The following is a 22,543-nucleotide window of genomic DNA, read 5'->3' as shown; positions in this document are numbered from 1 at the left end:
TGGGCTTGTTGTCGATTTAGATCGCCCTTATTCGACTAGGATAAGAATAGCTATTTAGAGGGTAAAACGAATGAAGTATTTATGTTTGGTTTATGGCGAAGAAGCAAAAATAGCGGCGATGGACGACGCCGAGTGTATGTCCTGCGTTGAGGGCTTGTTAGAGAGCGGTCATTTCATTGCCGGTGAGGCGCTACAGCCGGTGGAAACGGCCACTACCCTGCGCATTCGCAACGACAAAACAACCTTCACCGACGGCCCTTTTGCGGAAACCAAAGAGCAGTTAGCGGGATTTTATTTGCTAGAAGCCCGCGACCTTAATGAGGCGCTAGACAAGGCCGCAAAAATTCCACCGGCCCGTGTCGGCTCCATAGAAGTGCGGCCAATACGCCAGCTGCAGCCAGCTTAGGCGGGGTCAGTTTTGCCGTGCAACTGGCCTAGAAGTTCGTCTTTTTGCGCCCATAAGTCAGACACCCACTGCTGAAACTCTGCCCTAAACTGCTGATCGTTCAAATAATCGCGGCTTAAAAAGCGGGGTGGAATGCTTTGCCGTTCTATACGAACCACTACCTTGTGTATTTTGCCACACAGAAAATGCCAAAAGCTGCGGTCATCGCTGGGGTAGTGAATCGTAATATTTAAGAGGGTGTGCAACTGCTCCCCCATTGCCCCCAGCACAAAAGCCGCGCCGCCGGCTTTGGGTTTGAGCAAATACTGATACGGTGACTCTTGGCTGCGGTGTTTGTCTGGGGTAAAGCGGGTGCCCTCCATAAAATTAAACACCGTGACCGGCGTGTACTTAAACTTTTCACAGGCCTTGCGGGTGGTTTCTAAATCCTTGCCCTTTAATGCCGGATTCTTTTCGATCTCCGCCGCCGAATAGCGTTTCATAAACGGAAAATCCAGCGCCCACCACGCCAAACCAATCACCGGCACCCAGATAAGTTGTTGTTTAAGAAAGAATTTAAGCATAGGAATTTTGCGAAATAGGGCTTTCTGCGCAACCAAAATATCTGCCCAGGACTGGTGATTACAGGTAACAAAATACCAGTCTTTAGGGTCTAGCCCCTCGGCGCCTTTAATGTCCCATTCGATGTCATTAACGACACTAAGCAGCAAATTGTTAAAGCCTACCCAGAGGTTCGCTATTTCTATCGACACAATCGTAAACCAGCGACGGGTGGTCGCCAGTGGAATAAGTAGCTTGAGTATTGCGGCAAGAAATAAAAATGGGACTAGCATTAGGGTGGAGCAAATAATCAGCAGCATAATCAGGCTGCCGCGCACAAAGGGGGGAAGGAATGTCAGCATGGTTTCGCATCTGTAACTTTTATGATGTTTGCCATTGTAATGCCAATATTGGGTGTGAGTAAAAACTTTGCCAACTACTCGTATATCACGGTCTTGTGACGACGGAATGCAGGGGAAGAAAAAATATTTTGCATATCCTGTCGAATTGACACACCACGCTTCGACTATAGAAAGAAAGTGATCATGAAGGAGTGATTTATGAAATGTATCGTTTTAATGAAGGCAAGCGCCAGTAGCGAAGCGGGTGAAATGCCAAGTGAGCAGTTACTCACAGAGATGGGCGCGTTTAATGAAGAGCTGGTAAACGCGGGCATTATGCTAAGTGGCGAAGGCTTACACCCAACGAGTGCCGGTGTACGGGTGCACTTTGGCGACGGAGCCCCTCGCGCAGAGCATGGCCCGTTTGCAGAGGGTAAAGAACTAGTGGCGGGGTTTTGGATGTGGCAGGTGGCGTCAATGGAAGAGGCCATCGCTTGGGCAAAGCGCATCCCCAATACCGACGGTGAACATAGCAATGTCGAAATTCGTCCGGTATTTGAGGCCGAGGATTTTGGCGAAGAATTCACCCCAGAACTACAAGAGCAAGAGGCGCGCTTGCGCGCAGCGATGGAACAGCAACAGCAGCAATAATTTGAACAAGCTTAAGGAGAACACGGTGAAAATTAATCCCTATTTGAATTTTGCTGGCAATTGTCGGCAGGCCTTTGAGTTTTACGCCGCGTGCTTAGATCTTGAGCCCGTGATCATGGGGGTGACAGAAACCCCAGTGGCGGAACATTTCCCCGCCGATTGTCAGCATTACGTCATGCACGCCCAAATTGATAACGGCGAGGGTCTAACTCTAATGGGTTGCGATGCCCCCGCCGAAATGTATGAACGGCCGGCAGGTAGCAGCGTCGCAATTCAAGCCGACACAATTGTTGAAGCGGAGCGTATTTTTGCGGCGCTGTCTGAGGGTGGCAATATCACCATGCCAATAGCAGAAACCTTCTGGTCTCAGCGTTTTGGTTCCTTTGTCGATAAATTTGGTATTTCGTGGATGGTAAATGGGCCTGCCCCACTTGGGGCCGAGCCTGAATGTGCTTAGTTAATATGGAGATAAAACGATGAACTATGTAGATGGTTTTGTATTGCCTGTGCCAGAAAAAAACTTGGACGCGTATTTTGAAATAGCCAAGACCGCAGGTGAAATTTGGAAGGAGCTCGGTGCGCTAGAGTATATGGAGTGTGTCGCCGACGACGTAAAAACCGGCGTGCACACCTCGTTTCCGCAAAGCGTGAAGCTAGAAGAAGGCGAAGTGGTGGTGTTCTCTTACATTGTTTATGCCTCGCGCGAAGATCGCGATCGAATTAACGAGGCTGTCATGAAGGACCCGAGAATGCAGGCAATGATGGGTCCAGATATGATGCCATTTGACGGTAAACGGATGATTTTCGGTGGTTTCAAAGCGCGGGTAGCTTTATAGCTAGCCGCATTTCCTTTTGCACCAGACGACAAAGCTTGGTAGCTTCAAAGGCTAGTGGCTTTTCGTCTATGCAAAAGGTGGTCAATGCCGTTTAGCGTCAACCTCGGTTATCAGCATTATGTTTTTGCCGACCTAAAAACCTTGCTCGCCAAGGCGACCCCCGCTCGTTCTGGCGATGTGCTTGCCGGCATTGCCGCCAGCAGCAATGAAGAGCGTGTCGCGGCACAATATGCTTTGGCCGATGTTCCCCTCAGCCACTTTCTTAATGAGCTTGTTATTCCCTATGAAGATGACGAAGTAACCCGGCTGATTATTGACAGTCACAACACCCAAGCCTTTGCGCCTGTCTCCCATTTGAGTGTTGGCGAATTTCGCGATTACTTGCTGTCGGATGCGGCCACAACAGAATCGCTACAACAATTAGCGCCGGGCCTAACACCGGAAATGGTCGCCGCAGTGAGTAAAATAATGCGGGTGCAAGACCTTATTCTAGTTGCCAAAAAATGCGAGGTGGTCACGCGTTTTCGCAACACCCTTGGGCTGGCGAATCATTTTTCAACGCGCCTACAGCCCAACCACCCCACCGACGACGCGGCGGGAATCGCGGCGAGCATTATTGACGGTTTGCTCTACGCCAGTGGCGATGCGGTAATCGGTATCAATCCCGCGTCAGATAACACTCAGACTGTGTCGCGATTATTGCATTTGCTAGAGGATGTTATCACCCGTTTTGATATTCCCACCCAGTCCTGCGTGCTTACCCACGTGACAACAACATTGGAACTTATCAATCAGGGCGCGCCGGTAGATTTGGTATTTCAGTCTATTGCTGGCACAGAGGCGGCCAACGCTAGCTTTGGTGTGAATCTACCACTATTGGCAGAGGCCCACGCCGCCGCACAGTCTTTGCAGCGTGGCACCGTGGGCAATAATGTAATGTATTTTGAAACGGGGCAAGGTAGCGCGTTGTCTGCCAATGCGCATCACGGCGTAGATCAACAGACCCTAGAAACGCGTGCTTACGCCGTGGCGCGAGCGTTCTCGCCGCTGCTAGTAAACACCGTGGTGGGCTTTATTGGCCCAGAATATTTATACAACGGCAAACAGATTATTCGCGCAGGCTTAGAAGATCACTTCTGCGGAAAACTGTTAGGTCTACCTATGGGCTGTGATATTTGTTACACCAACCATGCCGAAGCGGATCAGGATGATATGGACATGCTGCTCACCCAATTTGCGGCGGCGGGTGGGAATTTTATTATGGGCATACCTGGTGCCGACGACATAATGCTCAACTATCAAACCACCTCCTTTCACGACGCACTCTATATTCGCCGCCTTTTTAAGCTGCCGCCAGCCCCGGAGTTTTTTCAGTGGCTGCAAAGCTCAAATATTATGGACAGCCAGGGCGCGTTGTTTTCCGGTGAATTGCCGGCGCGTTTTGCGCATGCGCTTTCTTTGAAGGGGCAGGCATGAAGGAGCTGAATACACAGAGAGATGTCTGGCAGGTGTTGCGAGAATACACCCCAGCGCGCATTGCCCAGGGCCGTGTTGGCGTGTCGCTACCAACGGGTGCGAATTTACTATTTCAACTCGACCACGCCCGAGCCCGCGACGCCGTGCACTGCCCTTTTAATGCTGCGCAATTTGCCAGTGATTACCGCGCCAAGTTTTCTACTGAGCAGGCGGCCTTAATACTACAAAGCGAGGCCGCAGATCGCACGCAGTATTTACAGCGCCCAGATCTTGGCCGCCGGCTAGCAGATGCCCAATGGCATAAGCTAAGACAAACCGCGAATAATGCTCAGCCTTTTGATATTGCGATAGTCGTGGCCGATGGCCTGTCGTCGGCAGCCGTCGAGCATCATGCTCTGGCTCTATTGGAATTCTTTATTCCCGCAGTGCATGCGCAAAAGCTCAAGTTAGCACCGCTATGTATCGCAACTCAGGCGCGGGTCGCCCTAGGGGATGATATTGGCGAGGCCTTAAAGGCGCGTCTAGTAGTTGTGCTAATTGGCGAGCGCCCGGGCTTGAGTTCACCGGATAGCTTAGGCGCGTATATCACCTATGCACCAAGGCGCGCATGTAGCGACGCCCAGCGCAATTGTATTTCAAATATTCGCAGTGGCGGCCTCAGCTACCAACAAGCCAGCGATACCGCCATGTACCTCATTAGCTCCGCTTTAAAGAAATCCCTGAGCGGGGTTGGTTTAAAGGATGAGTCGGTGGTCTTAGACGGGCAGACCACAACACATATCCCATTCTTTAAGCCGTCAAAGTAGCTTTATCCACCCATTTGCCGGAGTGCAAACTATCATAGGGATAAGCCCGTATGGGACAATCCGCGCCTTAAGCTCACAATGTCACAACGATATGAAATGTTCACAGCGATAAATTTTGACGCCAAATTGGGCGCCGAAGGATGGCTTATGTTGAGGTGCCGTAGTGGAAATCCCCCGAACTCCCGATAACGAGAGCAAGCGCTTAGCCTCGCTGCAATCCCTGAACATTTTAGACACCCCCTTCGAGGAACGCTTTGACCGCATTACTCGTTTTGCCAGTGAATTATTTGATGTTCCCATCGCCCTTGTCAGTTTAATTGACCAAGACCGCCAGTGGTTTAAATCGGCGCAGGGATTAGATGTGCGAGAAACCTCGCGGGCGATTTCCTTTTGCGGTCACACCATATTAAGTCGCAATATTATGAGCACCGCTGACGCGAGTGTAGACGAACGCTTTTTTGATAATCCGCTAGTATTAGGTGAGCCGTATATTCGTTTTTACGCGGGCTGCCCCCTCTTGGCAGAAGACGGCAATGCGCTGGGCACCTTATGTCTTATCGACCGCCGCCCACGGATCTTAAGCCAAGATGATCTCGACGTGTTTAGAGACCTAGCACTAATCATTGAACGAGAAATCATTCGTCCAGAATTAGATATATTGGATGAGGTTACCAGCATCAGCACCCGAAATAGCTTTTCGGTACTGGCGGAAAAGGGCCTAGATTTATGTGCTCGCCGAAATATTTCCGCGTCTTTGGTATTTATAGAATTAGATGATGCTATCGGGAATAAAAATCAAACAGAGAGCGCAGAGCGCGATAAAATGCTCGTCCGGTTTAGTGAATGTTTGAATACCCATTTAGAACAATCTGCCTTGGTAGCGAGGGTGGGCGAAAATCAATTTTCTGCACTCTTGGTCGATGCATCGGCGGCAGAGGCAGAGCTGGCTATGATGAAATTTAAAACCAAAGTTGAAGAATTGAATCGAAATGAAAATTGGCTTTCGCCATTATCATTAAGTCATGGCATTGCCGAGTTTAATTCTGGAAAACATTCTACCGTAGAAAAATTGCTCACAGACGCTGATTTAATTATGTATGACAATAAAAAACAAAAGCGTTATGCCGCAATGAAAAGTGAATGTGTTTAGTAACAAATTTATTACACAGATTCTAATTTCTAAGCTATTCCAGCAATAACTTCACGCCCATATTGCCTTGTTGTAAAGCCGTCGCTTTCGGCGTTACTATGTTTGCCATTCAATTAAGTATCCCTTATTAACATTGGGAGTTTGTATGGCCGATATCCAATACCCTATCTCGGGTTCATGTCAGTGTGGCAATGTGAGCTACCAGTTATTGTCGCCACCCTTAAAGGTAATGGCATGTCATTGCAAAGAATGCCAAAAATTATCGACCAGCGCCTTTAGCCTTACTGCATTAGTGGCTACAGATACCGTCGTCTTTGAGGGCGAGTTGGTGCAGTGGGAGCGCTTAGCGGAAAGCGGCAATAAAAATTACGCGAAGTTCTGCCCAGTATGTGGAAATCGGATCTATCACTTTAATCCAGATCAGCCCGAGGTGATCAAGCTAAAGGCCGCCAATCTCACCGACACGAGCATTCTCAAACCAGAGGCGCATATTTGGGTTAGCCAAAAGCAGGCGTGGTTTCACATTCCTGATGACGTGCCGCAGTTCGACAAACAGCCATAGTATGGGCGTAAGAATACGAATAAGTATCATCGTTATGCTGGCGCTGGCTAGTGTTAGCGCCTGTAGTAACCGTCGACTTTACGAGGCGAGTCATCAAAACCGCTTACAGGAATGCGAAAAGCTACCCGCGAGCCAGCGGCAAGCCTGCACGGCGGAATACAGCGAATCCTATGACGAGTATCGTCGTCGCGTAGCGGCAGAAAAACAGTCGCAAATGTAATGCGCTGCTTCTGCGCGGCGGCTGCGACATCATGTCACATTACCCAGTGTTTAAACTTTGCTAAAATACGCCGCCTGCTCAGCGCTGCGCGGGAGAGCTATGTGATTAGCTCCTCAGCCAAGTCGAGTTTAAAGCAGCTTTTTCGCCGCATACTAATGGGTCATCTCTTATGTCTAGCAATTCCCCGCGCCGTCCATCGTCGCTTATAGGCTGGTTGCTGCGCTGGCATCCTCGGCTTGGTGCAGTGGTGGGCTTGGCCATTATTGCATGGGGTTTGAGCGGCCTAGCCCACCCAATTATTTCTCGCATACAACCCTCCGCTGAGGCATACCTTTACAAGCTAGAGGCGTTTTCAACGGCAGACTTACTCAGCGTTAGCGAAGCTGCAAAACGTGCCGGCCTTACACAGTCATTGACCGCCGTGCGCCTTTTAGTTTGGCAAAATCAAGCCTATTACCGCCTGCAAACCGACTCCGACATTATCTGGTTGAATGCGAATAGCGGCGCAGTCGTCGACAATGCCGAGCGTGATTACGCGGTATTTCTAGCGCGCCACTACTTGGGCGACAAGCACAGCGCAGTAAAATCCATCAGCCTGCAAACCGAATTCGATGAAGATTATGTATTTGTAAATCGCTTGCTGCCGGTGTGGCGAGTCGCCTTTGAGCGTGAAGACGGCATGCGGGTTTATGTAGACACCGCCAGCGATCGCCTCGGCACCGTGGTGAATAACACCAAGGCGGCAACGAGTGTATTTTTCCGCAACCTTCATTCATGGATTTTTATTAAAAACGACAGCCTGCGTTTGACGTTAATGAGCATTTGCCTTGTTGGAGGTGGTGTCATAGCACTGGCGGGTTTGCTGCAATACTTTCTGCAGTGGCGCGCGGGTCGGGGTTGGCGACAAGGCCGCTCTGCCTTAAAAGTTCATCGCTTATTGGGTGTCACCGTCGCCATTACCGCCGTTACCTTCACCGGCAGCGGCCTATATCATTTATGGCAAAAGCAATTTGTATTGCAGCCTGTAGCGGTGCCGACCCAGAGCGTTCCTGCAGAGCAATTAGCCGTAAATTGGTCGGCCGTAAATGCAAATATTGTTCAGGCAGATATGGTGGCTATAGACGGTCAGGCGTATTTCCGCACGTGGTATGAGGGTGAGCTACATTATATCGATGCTACAGATGGTCAAGTCTTAAATGATGGTGAGCGCTTACATGCAATAGCTTTGGCGGCGCAATATATGCCTACAGACGCGCCAATCAAAGCGACGCGAACCGTAGAATCCTTTAATGATGAATACGGTTTTGTAAACAAGCGCCTACCCGTTATAGCGGTCGATTATGAGCGCGCCGATCACCTCAGCGTATATGTAGAACCGCGCAGCGGCGCACTGGCAACAGTCGTGAGAGACGCTGACCGCTACGAGGGATTTAGCTTTGCTTTTCTGCATAAATGGCATTTTATCGACGGCCTTGGCCACACCCCGCGCGACATCATTTCAGCCTGCTTTGCCGCCGGTATTGCCCTCACGTTTTCTCTGGGAATGTTTCTATTCATACGCCGAGCCAGACGCTGATCTGGCTTCTCGCTCGCTGTTGCACGCCTAAACGCTGCCATTTCAAGCAAGAAATGAGTACAGTAAGCCCTCTACTATTCCTACTTTGTCGACTATTAAGCAGTGAGTCCCCATGTCCCGCAAAACCATAGACCTACCCGAGCGCTTTCAATTTAGTACCGAATACACCGTCCTCTATTCAGACGTAAATGTGGCCAACCACCTAGCCGCAGATCGCATCCCCGCCATCGCAATTGAAGGGCAGCTGCGCTTTGTTATTGCCCTTGGCTACGAACACGCCACTGCCTTTGAAGAAGCCGGATTAATAATGGCCCATTCAGAAATCTCATACCTGAGTGAAACCGACTACGGCGACAGGCTGCGTATAGACGTAGCAGCCATCAACTTCACCGCCAAGAGCTTTGAGCTCGCCTTTCGATTATTTAATTTGAGCAAAAATATCGAGACTGCCCGCCTCCGTAACACCATGCTATTTTTTGACTACAACACAAAATCTGTCTGCGCAGTACCGGCGGGCTTTAAAGAAAAAGTAGCGGCAATGTAATTCGTTAGTGCTTTGCTTTTTTGTTTGCGGTTTTACTGGCATATGGTAGAAAGTTTATTAATATTTGGGGTCAGTGTAAAAACTCCAGATCGTAGCTTGTTCAAGATTTAACGTACACAATGTGGTAATGCTCTTTTGTTCCAATGGGTGAGTTTTTACACTGACCCCAAATATCCGGTCTAATAAATCCGGTGGAGTTTAAACATGGCCAATGGTAGTTGCTTGTGCGGTAATATCCGTTACGAAGTAGAAATACTTCCAGAAAAGATATTTAACTGCCATTGTAAGTTTTGCAGAAAGGCGCATGGTGCGGACTACGCGACGGTGGCTGTCGTAAAGTATTCTACGTTCAAATTATTTGATGAGAAGGGTTTTCTAAAAGAACACCAAAATGGCGCGGGTGGCTTCCGAGCATTCTGTTCTGAGTGTGGTACGAGGCTTATAAACTACGCTCCTGATAAGAATATGTTTTTTGCTATCATGCTTTCGACAGTAGATAGTCCAATTAGCTTTAAACCAGTAGCTCATGCAAACACAGAGTCAAAAGCAAGTTGGTGTGAGCCGTATGCAGGAATTCCTCAGTTCAGTGGGTTTCCTGATGGCCTGTGACGCGGCTATTTAATATTTGGGGTCAGTGTAAAAACTCCAGATTGTAGGACGCTCAATATTTTAACGTACACAATACATTAATGTTCTTTTGTTCCAATGGATGAGTTTTTACACTGACCCCAAATATCTAGAAAGGAGCCCGCTATGAAGGGAAGCTGCTTGTGTGGAAAAATCGAAGTAGAAACGCCTGATAATACGGATCTTGGTCTTTGCCATTGTTCGATGTGTCGTCGTTGGTCAGGTGGGCCAATGTTCGCAGTGCATTGTGGCTCGGATGTTAGCTTTACCGGTGACGCGCCAACTAGGTATCAGTCATCTGACTGGGCGGAGCGTGGTTTTTGCTCAAACTGTGGCACACATCTTTTTTATCATTTGCTCCCTAATAATGAATATATTCTTCCGGCGGGTTTGTTCCAAGATCAAGATTTCCAGCTATCTAATGAAATATTCATTGATGAAAAGCCGGATTTCTATGAGTTTAGTAATCAAACCACCAAGCTAACTGGGCAGCAGGTATTTGAGCAGTTTGCGCCTGATAGCTAGGCAGGTAATTGGCCGCTGTTATTTAAAAGTGGCGATGCAAGTTCAAAATCGCGGTGCTAGTTGAGTGGTCTAGGCTAGCGCATGTCGCGTAGGAGTATTTTGTTCTTCGCTAATCCGCGTCGCTTTTTAAGCGATATGCTATAAGCTTGTTCGACAACGCCTTATTGAAATCACCGAGAATTTTATGAGTCTTGTTTTGCGAATATTGGTTTTACTTGCGCTTTCTACTGGCGTGTATGCCAGTGACGAGCAGCGCTTGCCAAAATGGGAACTCGGTGTAGGTTTGTCGGCCTTTAGCCTGCCGGATTATCCCAGTGCAGACCAAGATCAAACTTATGTGCTGCCCTTCCCTTATATTATTTATCGTGGTGAGCGTTTAAAGGCGGGTCGCGATGGTCTGCGTGGCCTGTTGTTTGAAAGCGGGCGCTGGGATCTCGATATCTCTGCGGGCGGCAGTTTGCCGGTGAATAGCGAAGATAACCGTGCGCGGGAGGGCATGGATGATCTCAATGTGAGTCTTGAGTTAGGGCCATCTCTGCGCTTTAAATTTGTTGACACGCCAGATCAAAAGATTCAATTGCGATTAAATTTACGTGCTCTATTGGCAGCAGATGATTTCCCGTCTTTGGACTACGAGGGTTGGTTATTCAATCCAGAATTGCGCTGGCGTCAGCATTACGGCGAGCGCTATGTGCTGGGTAGTTCCTTACAATTGCGCTACGGAAGCCGCGACTACCACAATTATTTTTATGGTGTGGCGCCACGGTTTGCTACTGCATCGCGGCCCAGCTACCAAGCAGAGCGCGGATACAATAGCGCAGGTGTGAGCGCCTACGCGGCGGCAAGGCTGGATCGCAACTGGCGAATTACCGCCTCGGTCTCGTATTACGATTTACACGATGCGGCGTTCAACGACAGCCCGTTGTTTCGCAAGAATAGCGGTGCCTACATTGGTTTTTCTATATCGCGAATTTTGTGGCGCTCAAAAACCACCGTCGGCCCTGCCCGCATAGATGACGTAGCGCTGTAGTTCCGCAATTGCGCGAGTAAGTCTCAAAAGCGAGGCGAATCCGGTACAATCTCTGCACTGTCATTTACCGAGTTGTCCCCATGCCTGATTCAGTTACTCACCTAGCCGCCGTGGTCATTGGCGGTGGCCCTGCGGGTCTGATGGTGGCTGAGCAATTGAGCAAGGCGGGAATGATAGTAGACGTATATGACGCTATGCCCACCGTTGGCCGCAAATTTTTGCGGGCTGGTATTGGCGGTTTAAACCTCACCCACAATGAAAACTGGCAAGACTTTATTGGCCGCTACGGTGATAAGGCAAGCATACTTCGGCCCGCGTTAGACGCATTCACTGCAAACGACCTCCGAGCCTGGGTTGCAGGCTTAGGGGTAGAGACCTTTGTCGGTAGCTCGGGGCGGGTTTTCCCGCTAGAAAAAAAGGCCGCACCACTACTGCGGCGCTGGTTGAGTCGACTTCGAGAAAACGGCGTGCGAATTCACAGCCGCCATCGCTGGATGGGCTGGAATGATCGGGACGAATTACTCATCCAAGGCCCCGAGTCACAGCTGACCATCAAAGCAGAACATTGCTTTTTTGCGATGGGTGGCGGTAGTTGGTCGGCGCTGGGTTCAGACGGCCATTGGCTGGCGCGGTTTAAAGATCGCGGTGTGCCCTGCCAGGCATTTCGGCCAAGCAACTGCGGTTTTGAATATAGCTGGCCGGCAGATATTAAAACGCAGCACAGCGGGGAGCCGCTAAAGTCTATTGCGGTGTCGATACGCGACGCTAAAGGCATCGACTGGCGTCAGCGCGGCGATGCAGTTATTGCAAGTTACGGTATTGAAGGCGGGCCGGTGTACGGCATTTCTGCAGCGATGCGCGACGCCATTGAGCAAGATGGACATTGCACAATGTACTGGGATCTCGACCCAGACAAATCGATAGAGAAGTTGCAGCAGGCGCTTGCAAAGCGCCGCCCTAAAGATTCCCTCGTCAATGTGCTGCGCAAGCAGTGTGGTCTTAACGGCAGCAAATTGGCGCTGTTTAAAGCCCTAACTAGTAAAGAGCAAATGGCTGATATTGACGCCCTGCCCGCCCTTATCAAACACCTGCCGCAAACCTTTAGCGCCACCCGTGATATAGACGAAGCAATTAGCACCGATGGCGGAATTTGTTTTACCGCCGTAGATGATAAGCTGATGTTAAAGCAAATGCCGAATAGCTATTGTGTAGGTGAAATGTTGGATTGGGAGGCGCCAACTGGCGGCTATTTGCTAACCGCTTGTTTCGCCACAGCGGTGTGGGCGGCAAAGGCCGCCTTGGCGGGCAAAACAAATTAAAATATGACGGAGATGAGATGGCTATTATTGAATTTTCTAAGGAAGAAAAAGACATTATTATCGCCAAGGTTCAGCGCTACTTCGAAGATGAATTGCACCAGGATCTAGGTAAGTTTGACGCTGAATTTTTGACGGATTTTTTCTCTGAAGAGATTGGTGCGTATTTTTATAATCGCGGCCTAAATGATGCGAAGATGGTGTTAGAAGACAAGTTGGTTGATATTGGCGATGCACTTTACGAAATTGAAAAGCCAACTAAATTTGTAAAATAAATTTATTTTTAAAAGGAATACTGCGTGGCCGTAATGGAATTAAAAGAGCTGCTGAGTTTTGCTGGTCACAGCATTATTCTTATGCCCAGCGATGCGAGCGCGCGACAATGTCGGGATCGCATCGCGCGCCTGCGCGGCAGCCATGACCAAGCATTTATAGAAACCGTTACGGTAATGCCCGTTGATCAATGGCTGGCGGAATTGTGGGATGCCACCTTCCCCGCTAAACAAGTGCTGCGCCCTATCCAGCTACTGGCCTTGGCCCGCGAAATTATAGAGAACAGCGAATTTTTTCCCGACAACTGCCTAAATAGCATGGCGATTACCCGCCAGTTTGTAGATGCCTTTCAGCTGCACGCCCAGTATCAACTCAGCAGTGATCAAGACTATTACCGCTTCTCTACAGAGTACCAAGCTTTTTATCACTGGCGACAAGCCTTGCAGGAAAAGCTGGATGCGCAGTCGGCCCTGAGTGCGCAGCAATTGCCGGCGCAGTTGTGCGATTTGCTGGAGCAGTCAGCCTTAGACCTACCAGATCAGTTGGTGCTGAGCGAAGGTTTGGAACTCAGCCCCGCCGCGCAGAACTTTATCGAGCGCTGTGCCGATAAAATAGCTATATCAACGCTGGCTGAAGATCGGCCGAGTAACGCTGTGCCGATATTATGTTCGGCGCCACAAATTCAGCAGGAATGCGAGGCTGTTGCCGGGTGGTTAAGCGAAAAATTTAGCGCTGAAACCAAGGCAGGAACCGCATTAGAACATTCTTTATTCGCGATTCTGGTACCAGATATGAATCGCTATCGGGGAGTGTTAAATAATGTGCTGCAGCGGCAGTTTTACCCTAATGATCTGTTTCCGACGCAAAATCAAGAAGTGCGTGAGCCGTGGTTGTTTGACGCTAGCGAAACCCTTATGTCTTATCCGCTAATTAAAGCGGCGTGGGATATTATTTCGCTTAATACCAGACCGCTACCGCTTGAACAATTAAGCCGCATATTGCGGTCACGCTTTGTGCGCGGGTGGCCAGAAGCGCGGAGTGTTCGCGCAAACCTAGATCTTCGCTGGCGGGATCGTCTCGGCCCAGAAACCAATTTGCGCAATGCCCTGTCGCTGGCAAAAAAAATTGAGTTAGAAGACCCCAGTGTTAGTGATTTTTTGCATGAATTAGAGGCTATGGTAAATGCCGCTCCGGCCACGCAGCTGCCCTCATCGTGGGTGCGATTTTTTGATCAACTGCTTTTAAGCTCAGCCTGGCCAAATGCCAGTGATGACGATGAAATTGTACAGCAATGTCGCCGTGGTTTTAGTCAGGCCATGGATGTATTCCGCGCCTTAGATCGACAGCTCGGAGACATTAGTCACGACACGGCGCTGTCTTGGTTGCAACACATACTCAGCACTAAGCGCTTTTCGGTTAGCCGCAACTGGGCCTGTCCAGTGCGAATAATGGAATACGATGACGCCATCGGACTGCAATTTGATGCAGTGTGGATTATGGGCTTAGATGACAGCGCTCTGCCCCGCCGGGTTGAGCCCTCTGCTCTTCTACCACTGGAGCTACAGCAAAAAGCAAAGTATCCAGAGAGCGATCCGGGCCTGTGTTTACAGCGCGATCAAAAACTCCTGTCGGGCTTGCTACAGTCAGCGCCGCAGCTGCGAGTGAGTTATTGCCGCGAGAATGAAACAGGTAGTCCGCTGGGCTTGTGTAATTTGCTGGCAGAATATGTTGAAGAAAATGTGCCAGTGCCAACAGAGCGATTTGCGGCGCAGGGTGTAATTAGCATGCCGAGCGTGGATGAGGTGCGGCCGGTGGATCCCGGTCAGCGCAATGGGGTTCGCGGTGGCACGGGACTATTTAAAGAATATGCCAGCAGTCCCTTTTTTGCGTTTTTAAAATATCGCTTAAATTTACGGGAATTTCCCGTGGCTGCCGAAGGTTTGGATCATCGTGTGCAAGGGATTTTGATTCACGACACCATGCAGTATGTATGGGAAACACTGCAAAACAAAGCGGCGCTCGACGCCTGCAGTGCTTTGCAGCTAGAGGCGGTGGTGCGCAAAAGCTGCGAGCGAGCCTTAGAAAACCCAGAGCTTAGTGTGGCGCGCTTTGGGGAATCCCTACTGAATATTGAAAAAGAGCGCGTGATTACCTTGGTCTGCGCGTGGATGGAAAAAAATGAGCGCGCGCGCTTACAAGACTTTGAGGTAGTGGCGACCGAGCAGCTAGTTGAAAGTGAATTGATGGGTATACCGCTGAAAATTCGCATGGATCGCATCGATAAAATTGGCGAAAAACGCCTAGTAATAGACTATAAAACGGGAACGATTGATGGTCGCTCCCTTAGCGTTGACAATTTAACGGAACCCCAGCTTCCGATTTATGTGTTGGCGCAAAAAGATGAAGCGCAGCAGCTTGACGGTGTGATGCTGGCGCAACTTAAAAGTCCCGACGATTTAAAAATTCATATGCGCAGTAATTGGGCAAATAGCGTGCTTGCCAAAAAGCCCCACGGTAATGACGTCGATAATCCCGAAAAGTGGCAGGCAGAATTAGAGGCCTGGTCAAATACCTTGCAAGACATGGCGGCGGGAATATTGGCGGGTAATATTGAGCACGATTTCAGTCAGAATCACAGCCGAGGTTTTAGTGCGTTTCTCTTGCCGCTGCTGCGTGATTTAAGTGTTGAGGAGGATGCGCAATGAGTCAGTATCCTCGTCCACCAGATCAAGATCAGCGCGAACAGGCGGTAGACCCTCGCAATTCGGTATTGGTGCGGGCGCCAGCAGGTTCGGGTAAAACTGGGGTGTTATTGCTGCGCTATTTGCACTGTTTGCTCACCGTGGATCAGCCCGAAACGGTAGTCGCGATCACCTTTACCAATAAAGCCGCCGGCGAAATTAAAGAGCGGGTGGTATCGGCACTGCAAGACGGTGCAAAGGCCTTGGCGTGTTTGGCAAATGGCGAGCAGCTGGCGAGTGTCGAGAGCGGTTTTGAGCACGATATTCGCGAAGCGGTTTTTAAAGTACTAGAAAAAGACGCGGCCAATCATTGGCATTTATTAAAGAACAGTGCGCGTTTGCGCATTACTACCTTTGACAGTTTTTGTGGGAGTTTGGTACGCCGTTTGCCGCTGCTATCTGGGCTTGGCGCTGCGGTTCCGCTCACAGATGCTGAGGCACTTTATCGGGAGGCAATTCTCAGCTTATTTAGACAGTTAGATGATAAAAATTGCCCCCCTGCCCTCGCACTCGCTCTGCAAAGTTTGCTTGCCTATGGCAGTAATCGCATCGAAACGCTGCTGCCACTTTTGTCGGCATTATTATCTAAGCGCGACCAATGGTTGCGTGATGTTATTAGCGGCGATCTCGATGTTATGGAGGCGGCGCTGGCAGAGGAGGTAGCGGCGCAGTTTGAGCCGGCATGGGCAGCCCTGCAGGATTTAAATATTGATCAGCTTATTAACGCGTTTATCGCATCGTCCGCTGAAAACGAGGCCCATGCCTGGGCAGCGGATTTGCGTAGCAGCAATGAACTAGGTATTGCAGAGTTTGAGCTGGTTCAAACCTTGGCGTCCAGCATGCTTAGTGGCAAAGGTGAATTATATAAGCCGCGCTCACTGAATTATGCAGGATTAAAAGCGGGTCAGGCTGGCACCGCCGAAGCCAAGGCTTGGCTCAAAGGGCTAGAAGATGACGGCTTTTATGAGGAGGCGTCGCAGAATTTTGCATGTATTGCCAGTTTGCCGCCGCCGTATTTTCCCGAGAGCAGCCGAGAATTGGTTGGGCATTTTCGTATCGCCCTCGCCTATTTATTAGCGCATTTGCGCCTGAGCTTTGAGCACAAAGGTGGGGTGGATTTTGGCGAGATCGCACAGCGCGCCATTACAGCCTTAAGCGCCGAGCATGGTGAAGAAGTTGGCGATGCCTTATTACTTGAGGATCGCGTTCGCCATATTTTGGTCGACGAAATGCAAGACACCTCGGTGAGCCAAATAGATTTGCTAGAGGCTTTGTGCCAAGGCTGGGAAGAAGACGACGGTCGCAGTGTGTTTTTCTGCGGTGATTTGCAACAGTCGATTTATGCGTTTCGCGGCAGTTTGGTCAGCTTATTTGACGAGCTGCAGCAGCGCGGTAGCTTCGCGGGCAAAATCTTAAAACCTCTGCAGTTGAAGGCCAACTTTCGGTCCTCGCCGGATTTAGTGAATTGGGTAAATGACTGCTTCAAGATCCTCTTTACGGATCGTGGCCGCTACTACGAAGCGGCCCTACCCCAGCGCAATAACGCTGGCGAAGTGTGTATTCACCCCCAGGTTTTGGGCCAGCAGGTAGATGCCAAGCTCGGCGCCGGTCAAACGGAAGCTCAGCAGATTGTGGAGTTGATTCAGCAAGTACAAGCCCAAGATGTTGAGACAGGTAAAACGTCGTCGGTGGCAATACTGGTTCGCAACCGTGGTCATCTAAAACATATTGTGCCGGCATTGAAGGCGGCGAAGCTGACATTTTCTGGTCAAGATATTGATAGCCTTAACACCACGCCCGCGGTGATGGATTTTATGGGTTTGCTCAGAGCCCTGTGGCATGAGGCTGATAATGTGGCCTGGGCGCGACTGGTGCGCGCGCCATTCGTTGGCTTGAGTTGGGACGATTTGCTATTGCTGCGCGAAGCCGGTGGTCTGCTCCGTGATGCGATTATGGATGCCACTATATGCGCTGGCCTTAGCCAAGATGGTCAGCGAGCGCTAACTCACCTTCGAGATGCCGTGGTTTGGATAGAGAGCTGCCCGCAAAGTCGCGATTTGCGTTGGGCGCTGCGCAGCGCCTGGCATTTACTCGGTGGGCCGGCCTGTATTGAACCCCATCAACAGGGAGATATCGATCGAGTTTTAGGCTTGCTAGACCAGTATGCGCCAGCGGGTTTGCTTGAAGATATTGGAGTATTAGAGCGCGCTTTAGAGCGGTTATACGCTACGCCCCCCAGTAGCAATATCGAGTTAATGACCATTCATAAGTCCAAGGGATTGGAGTTTGATGTGGTGATTTTGCCAAGCACGGGGGCGGCTGGCCGCAATGCTGACCGCGATCTATTGGCGTGGCAGCGTCTGCGCGGCCATATGATTTTTGCTCCTAAACCGCAGAGTTCGGCGGGTGATCCGGCGGCTGAAAAACTGTATCGCTATATGAGTGATGCACAGGCCCGCGCACTGGATGAAGAAATAGACCGGCTCATATACGTTGCCCTGACCCGCGCCAAGCGTACTTTGCATGTGTTTGGCGTGGCGCAAATGAATAGTAAAGGCGATGTTGCGCCAACGTCTGGCAGTATTTTGCATCGCCTGTGGGCCAGTGTTGGCGACGCATTTGAGCGCTGTGACATTATTGAAACCGACGATGCTGTGCCACCGCTGCGGGTGCCGATGGCGCCCCGTCTACGGGAGTTAAAAATCGCGTGCGAGCCGGTTTGGCAGCCGCCGCTACCGCCGGAATCACCGTTGCAGCGGGCGCAGCGTCAAACCGAAAATGCGGTGCTGGAAGACAATATTGAAGATCGTGCGGTGGGTATTGTATTCCACGAGCTGATGGAGCGTTTGGGGCGCCGCAATGACCGCGAGCAGTGGTTGCTGGATACCGACAGGCTCCGGCGCGGCGTTACCCAGCGTTTGCGCCATCACTGTCATCCGGAGCCAGATTTAGATAACAGCGTGGCCCGAGTGATGGACTTGGTTAGTAATACCCTGTCCTGCGACAAGGGGCAGTGGATATTGGCCAGCTATCAATGGCAGGCCAGTGAGCAAACAATCCGTCGAATGATAGGCGGGCAGTGGCAAACATTGATACTAGATCGTGTATTTATCGACGAAGATCGCTGTTGGATCGTGGATTATAAGACCGCAAGGGCTAAAGGAAATGTGCAGCGCTTTTATGAGGAGCAGGCGGAAAGATATCGCACAAAAATGCGAATTTATCAGCAAGCTTTACACGCAACTGGGGTAGAATGCGCGATCACAACGGCATTGTATTTTCCGGCCCACCAACACCTGTTGGTATTGGACGATACCTAAAGCCGTGACACCAAATAGAGAGTAGATGGCCCAGTGGGCTAATTAGGAACGATTTTTTGCATGAAAAAGCAGCTTGGTTTTTTATTGTTATCAACCTTATTGGCGGCGTGCTCACAGCTAAAAACGAGTAAGCCAATTGCGCCGGTAAACCTGCTAGATACCACACAGGTAGAAGAGAACCTGCAAATTGAAGAGTCTGATGACGTTCAGACGCTGGCCAGCAGCGCAGCTCGAGAAATGCTACTGGGTAAGTGGTATGGCATTCGTAGATTAAAAGACGGCGGCCAAAAAGAATGGCTTACCGAGCGCTCGGCTGATGGAACTTACCGTGTCGATTTTCGCTTTGTCGCCGCCGATGGCAGCGCTCGCTCGCAGTCTGAGGTTGGTTTTTGGGGAGTGTCTGGCGATATCTATTTCCGCATATTTCGCGGCTGGGTGACGGTTGAAGGCATGAAGCCCGCCGACCCTACGGTGGCGGAGCATTACGACGCCTACAAAATTGACGGTTTAGATGGTGAGTACTTTAGCTATATGCACAAAGTGAGGGGCCAGCAATACACGGTTAAAAAAATGCCTAATGACTTCCGTTTGCCGGTAACGGTAAATAGCCAAGAAGTTGAACCCATCACCTTTAGTTATTAATCCGTTTTCGGCGCCTGCCACGAGGTGGCGGCGCTGATTTTTTCGTCGTCGAAGACACCGAGTCGACGCGCCCTCTTCGCCCATAGTTCGCGGGCCAATACTTGCATATCTACGGCGGTATCGGTCTCGTCGACAATCTCCATGCCCAGCATGGTTTCTACCAAATCTTCCATTGTTACCAAACCCATTACGCTGCCGTATTCGTTAACGACGAGGGCAATTTGAAGGCGCATTTCCGTTAGCTTTTTTAGCAGTTCGGGGGTTGGTAGTGATTCGGGAACTACGAACAGCTCACGGCGTAAACTGCTTAATGGTGAGTCTGGGCTGCGGGCCATCGCGAGCATAAGTTCGTCCTTGCGGATAAAGCCGGTGATATTGTCTGGGTCATCGGCGTAGACGGGGATTCTCGAGAATAGAATGGCTTCGTTGCCCTCCACTACCTCTTTCACACTGGCACTTTCCGGCACGCTAAAAATAACCAGTCGCGGAGTCATGACGTCGCGGGCCTGTAGTGATCTAAATCGAATAAGACTGGCGACAGCGCTGGATTCTTCTTGATCTAAAATTCCTTCGCTTACGGCAACTTCAGCTAGGGCGACAAATTCCTCCCGGCTAATTGAGTGGGAGCCCGCGCCACGGGATAGCAAGCGGGTTACCACCTGAGCCATTGCGACCAGTGGCGTCATCGACCACATGATAAAGCGTAAAATTATGGCGCAAGGTGGCGCCAATTGACGCCAGAATAAGGCGCCTAGGGTTTTGGGAATAATTTCAGAAACAAATAAAATTAATAAGGTGAGTACCGCAGAAATTAGTCCAAAATAGGCTTCGCCAAACAGAGCAGTGGCCTGTGCCCCTGCCCCAGCCGCCCCTACGGTATGGGCGATGGTGTTTAAGCTGAGGATGGCTGCCAGTGGTCTGTCTACATCTGTTTTATACCTGCGCCACAAGCGGCCATTGCGATGCCCGCGCTCCTCCTCCGCGGCGATATAAGAAGGCGTAACACTAAGTAATACAGCTTCTAATACGGAGCATAAAAAAGAAACGCCTAGGGCGATGGCAACATAAATGAACAGTAGGATCATGGCGGAATCAGCATAAAAGTGTATGGCAGATTGCCGCATTGCCAGCGGATAAAGTCAAGCAAAGTCGGGTGAAAATGCTTTCATGCAAGGCGTGAGTCAAAGGGAGCACTTTCTATATATTCCAGTTGGCTGCGCTGCCCTCCTCTGGCGTTGCCGTTAAAGCGAGAATTTTCTGAACACCTAGATGGTGACTTAAAAATATTTCGCCGCTTAAATGTTTAATAAAATCTGTTTTTAAAAGTACATCCGTCACCGGCCCTTTTACTTCTGATAAATGCAGCTTAATACCACTGTCATTTAAGCGATGATTGATAGATTCCAGTGCGTCTAGTGCACTGAGATCAATCTCATTTACCGCTGTACACATTAAAATAACGTGGCGTACTGTTGGGCTTTTTTCTAAGAGTTCGTAAATTTTATCTTCAATAAATCCGGCGTTGGCGAAATATAAACTTTCATCCACGCGTAAAGAAAGAATCTCGCTATGGGTTATCACCTTGTGACGGTTTACGTTGCGGTAGTGTTCAGTGCCGGGAACCTCGCCAACTACGGCCATATGTGGTGTAGAGGTTTTATATAAATGCAAGGCAAGTGAGGCGAATACGCCGCAGGCTACGCCACTTTCTACGCCAGCAAGTAGAGTGACTAATAAGGTGGTAGCAACAGCAATAAAATCGCTGCGGGCATAGCCCCAGCTCTTTTTCAAAATTGAAAAATCTACTAGCGATAACACTGCGACAATGATTGTTGCTGCCAGTGTTGCCTTGGGCAAATAGGCGAGGTATGGCGTAAAAAATAGTGCGGCCAATCCAATGCCAACGGCAGTGAATATGCCTGCGGCGGGGGTTACCGCGCCGGCATCAAAGTTGACGACAGAGCGCGCAAAACCGCCGGTAACAGGGTAGCCGCCGGAAAATGCGGCAGCCACATTGGCGGCGCCCAAACCAATAAGCTCTTGGTTCGGAGTAATTTTTTGACGCCGTTTAGCGGCTAGGGTGTGGCCCACCGAAACGGATTCAACAAAGCCAATAACAGAAATAAATATTGCCGAGACGAGTAGTTCGCGCCAGGCACTGTGATCTAATCTTGGGATTTGTAAGCTGGGTAGACCGCTTGGAATGTCACCGACTAGCTTGACGCCGTACTGACCTAGATCAAAGCTGTAAGCGGCAAGACTGGTAGCAATAATACCCATTACTGGGCCAGTTTTTGACAACATTCCTGCCGCCTTATCGCTAAGACCGGCGCGCATTAAGAGAGGTTTTAAACCACTCCTGACCCAAAATAAAAACGCGAGTACGGGTAGTCCGACGGCTAGTGTGTGTAAATTTGTATTTTTAATTTCTGAAATTAAAGATTGTAATAAGTGGTATAAATTTTCGCCGGAGGCGCTGATGCCTAATATATGCTTTAGCTGGCTGATGGCGATAATAATTCCCGACGCGGTGATAAAGCCGGCAATAACGGGGTGAGATAAAAAATTGGCTAAAAAGCCCATCCGCAAAATGCCCATTCCCAGCAGAAACATACCGGAAAGCAAGGCTAATAGCAGCGCGGCTTCTATGTAGCTGACACTGCCCGGTGCTGCGATATGGCCGATGGCTGATGCCGTCATAAGGGAGGCAACGGCAACAGGCCCTACAGACAGGGTACGGCTGGTGCCGAAAATAGCGTAAGCCACTAGCGGTAGCATGCTTGCATACAAACCCATTTCCGGCGGTAAGCCCGCTAACAAGGCGTAGGCGAGGGACTGCGGAATCAGCATGATGGTGACAATCACCGCCGCCAAGAGGTCGCTTATAAACGTGTCGCGCTGATAGTTGGCGGCCCAGCTTAAGATGGGGAAGTATTGTTTAATCGCTGCTATTTTCAAGAT

At 50.0% G+C, this 22,543-nt stretch carries 22 protein-coding genes; 19 read left to right on the top strand and 3 right to left on the bottom strand.

The features are described 5' to 3' along the window. The first annotated feature begins 70 nt into the window (after positions 1-70). Entirely contained in the window at positions 71-406 is a 336-nt protein-coding gene (locus C0068_RS13280; RefSeq protein ID WP_103684962.1) for a YciI family protein, read from the top strand. Here the strand turns inward: C0068_RS13280 and yihG are convergent. Beyond that, the gene (yihG, locus tag C0068_RS13275; protein ID WP_103684961.1) at positions 403-1,308 is read right to left on the bottom strand and encodes a 1-acylglycerol-3-phosphate O-acyltransferase, YihG family; all 906 of its coding nucleotides are present in this window, start codon (positions 1,306-1,308) and stop codon (positions 403-405) included. The genes C0068_RS13280 and yihG overlap by 4 nt on opposite strands. 198 nt (positions 1,309-1,506) lie before the next feature. On the opposite strand from yihG, the gene C0068_RS13270 reads away from it, so the two are divergent. The 18 genes from C0068_RS13270 (at position 1,507) to C0068_RS13185 (ending at position 19,582) form a co-directional block, all read left to right on the top strand. Next, positions 1,507-1,938 carry a YciI family protein gene (locus C0068_RS13270; protein WP_103684960.1) on the top strand — a complete coding sequence of 144 codons (432 nt, stop codon included), beginning with the start codon at positions 1,507-1,509 and terminating at the stop codon, positions 1,936-1,938. A gap of 25 nt (positions 1,939-1,963) precedes the next feature. After that, positions 1,964-2,395, top strand: coding sequence for a VOC family protein (locus C0068_RS13265; protein WP_103684959.1), 432 nt, complete (start codon positions 1,964-1,966; stop codon positions 2,393-2,395). Positions 2,396-2,414: 19 nt separating this feature from the next. Further along, positions 2,415-2,774, top strand: coding sequence for a DUF1428 domain-containing protein (locus tag C0068_RS13260; RefSeq protein ID WP_103684958.1), 360 nt, complete (start codon positions 2,415-2,417; stop codon positions 2,772-2,774). A gap of 84 nt (positions 2,775-2,858) precedes the next feature. After that, positions 2,859-4,250, top strand: coding sequence for an ethanolamine ammonia-lyase subunit EutB (locus tag C0068_RS13255; RefSeq protein ID WP_103684957.1), 1,392 nt, complete (start codon positions 2,859-2,861; stop codon positions 4,248-4,250). Then, a complete protein-coding gene (gene eutC / locus C0068_RS13250) occupies positions 4,247-5,056 on the top strand; it encodes an ethanolamine ammonia-lyase subunit EutC (protein ID WP_103684956.1) in 810 nt (269 codons plus the stop codon). The genes C0068_RS13255 and eutC overlap by 4 nt, the downstream gene beginning before the upstream one ends. 163 nt (positions 5,057-5,219) lie before the next feature. After that, positions 5,220-6,206 carry a sensor domain-containing diguanylate cyclase gene (locus tag C0068_RS13245; protein ID WP_103684955.1) on the top strand — a complete coding sequence of 329 codons (987 nt, stop codon included), beginning with the start codon at positions 5,220-5,222 and terminating at the stop codon, positions 6,204-6,206. A 145-nt stretch (positions 6,207-6,351) separates the two neighbouring features. Continuing rightward, complete coding sequence (locus tag C0068_RS13240; RefSeq protein WP_103684954.1) at positions 6,352-6,768, top strand: GFA family protein; 417 nt, start codon at positions 6,352-6,354, stop codon at positions 6,766-6,768. 1 nt (position 6,769) lies between these two features. Continuing rightward, the gene (locus C0068_RS13235; protein ID WP_103684953.1) at positions 6,770-6,988 is read left to right on the top strand and encodes a hypothetical protein; all 219 of its coding nucleotides are present in this window, start codon (positions 6,770-6,772) and stop codon (positions 6,986-6,988) included. 169 nt (positions 6,989-7,157) lie between these two features. Continuing rightward, entirely contained in the window at positions 7,158-8,564 is a 1,407-nt protein-coding gene (locus C0068_RS13230; RefSeq protein ID WP_103684952.1) for a PepSY domain-containing protein, read from the top strand. A 112-nt stretch (positions 8,565-8,676) separates the two neighbouring features. Then, a complete protein-coding gene (locus C0068_RS13225) occupies positions 8,677-9,108 on the top strand; it encodes an acyl-CoA thioesterase (RefSeq protein WP_103684951.1) in 432 nt (143 codons plus the stop codon). Positions 9,109-9,312: 204 nt separating this feature from the next. Further along, a complete protein-coding gene (locus C0068_RS13220) occupies positions 9,313-9,717 on the top strand; it encodes a GFA family protein (protein ID WP_103684950.1) in 405 nt (134 codons plus the stop codon). Between the two features lie 144 nt (positions 9,718-9,861). Next, on the top strand, positions 9,862-10,260 hold the full coding sequence (locus C0068_RS13215) for a GFA family protein (RefSeq protein ID WP_103684949.1): 399 nt from the start codon (positions 9,862-9,864) through the stop codon (positions 10,258-10,260). 184 nt (positions 10,261-10,444) lie between these two features. Continuing rightward, positions 10,445-11,290, top strand: coding sequence for a MipA/OmpV family protein (locus C0068_RS13210; protein WP_103684948.1), 846 nt, complete (start codon positions 10,445-10,447; stop codon positions 11,288-11,290). An 80-nt stretch (positions 11,291-11,370) separates the two neighbouring features. After that, on the top strand, positions 11,371-12,609 hold the full coding sequence (locus tag C0068_RS13205) for a TIGR03862 family flavoprotein (RefSeq protein WP_103684947.1): 1,239 nt from the start codon (positions 11,371-11,373) through the stop codon (positions 12,607-12,609). Between the two features lie 17 nt (positions 12,610-12,626). Then, complete coding sequence (locus C0068_RS13200; RefSeq protein ID WP_103684946.1) at positions 12,627-12,881, top strand: DUF2164 domain-containing protein; 255 nt, start codon at positions 12,627-12,629, stop codon at positions 12,879-12,881. 33 nt (positions 12,882-12,914) lie between these two features. Then, positions 12,915-15,584, top strand: a complete 2,670-nt coding sequence (locus C0068_RS13195) for a PD-(D/E)XK nuclease family protein (protein WP_233208828.1) — start codon at positions 12,915-12,917, stop codon at positions 15,582-15,584. After that, positions 15,581-18,940 (top strand): UvrD-helicase domain-containing protein, encoded by a 3,360-nt coding sequence (locus tag C0068_RS13190; protein WP_103684944.1) that lies wholly within the window; start codon positions 15,581-15,583, stop codon positions 18,938-18,940. Before C0068_RS13195 ends, C0068_RS13190 begins: the two co-directional genes overlap by 4 nt. A gap of 60 nt (positions 18,941-19,000) precedes the next feature. Next, the gene (locus tag C0068_RS13185) at positions 19,001-19,582 is read left to right on the top strand and encodes a hypothetical protein (protein ID WP_103684943.1); all 582 of its coding nucleotides are present in this window, start codon (positions 19,001-19,003) and stop codon (positions 19,580-19,582) included. Here C0068_RS13185 and C0068_RS13180 read toward each other — a convergent pair. Both C0068_RS13180 and C0068_RS13175 read right to left on the bottom strand, forming a co-directional pair. Then, positions 19,579-20,667, bottom strand: a complete 1,089-nt coding sequence (locus C0068_RS13180; protein WP_103684942.1) for a CNNM domain-containing protein — start codon at positions 20,665-20,667, stop codon at positions 19,579-19,581. The genes C0068_RS13185 and C0068_RS13180 overlap by 4 nt on opposite strands. A 112-nt stretch (positions 20,668-20,779) precedes the next feature. Then, positions 20,780-22,540, bottom strand: coding sequence for a SulP family inorganic anion transporter (locus C0068_RS13175; RefSeq protein WP_103684941.1), 1,761 nt, complete (start codon positions 22,538-22,540; stop codon positions 20,780-20,782). Between the last annotated feature and the right edge of the window lie 3 nt (positions 22,541-22,543).

The organism is Zhongshania marina, from assembly GCF_002915595.1.
Lineage (GTDB): Bacteria > Pseudomonadota > Gammaproteobacteria > Pseudomonadales > Spongiibacteraceae > Spongiibacter > Spongiibacter marinus_B.
This window is presented reverse-complemented; position numbering and strand designations above follow the sequence as displayed.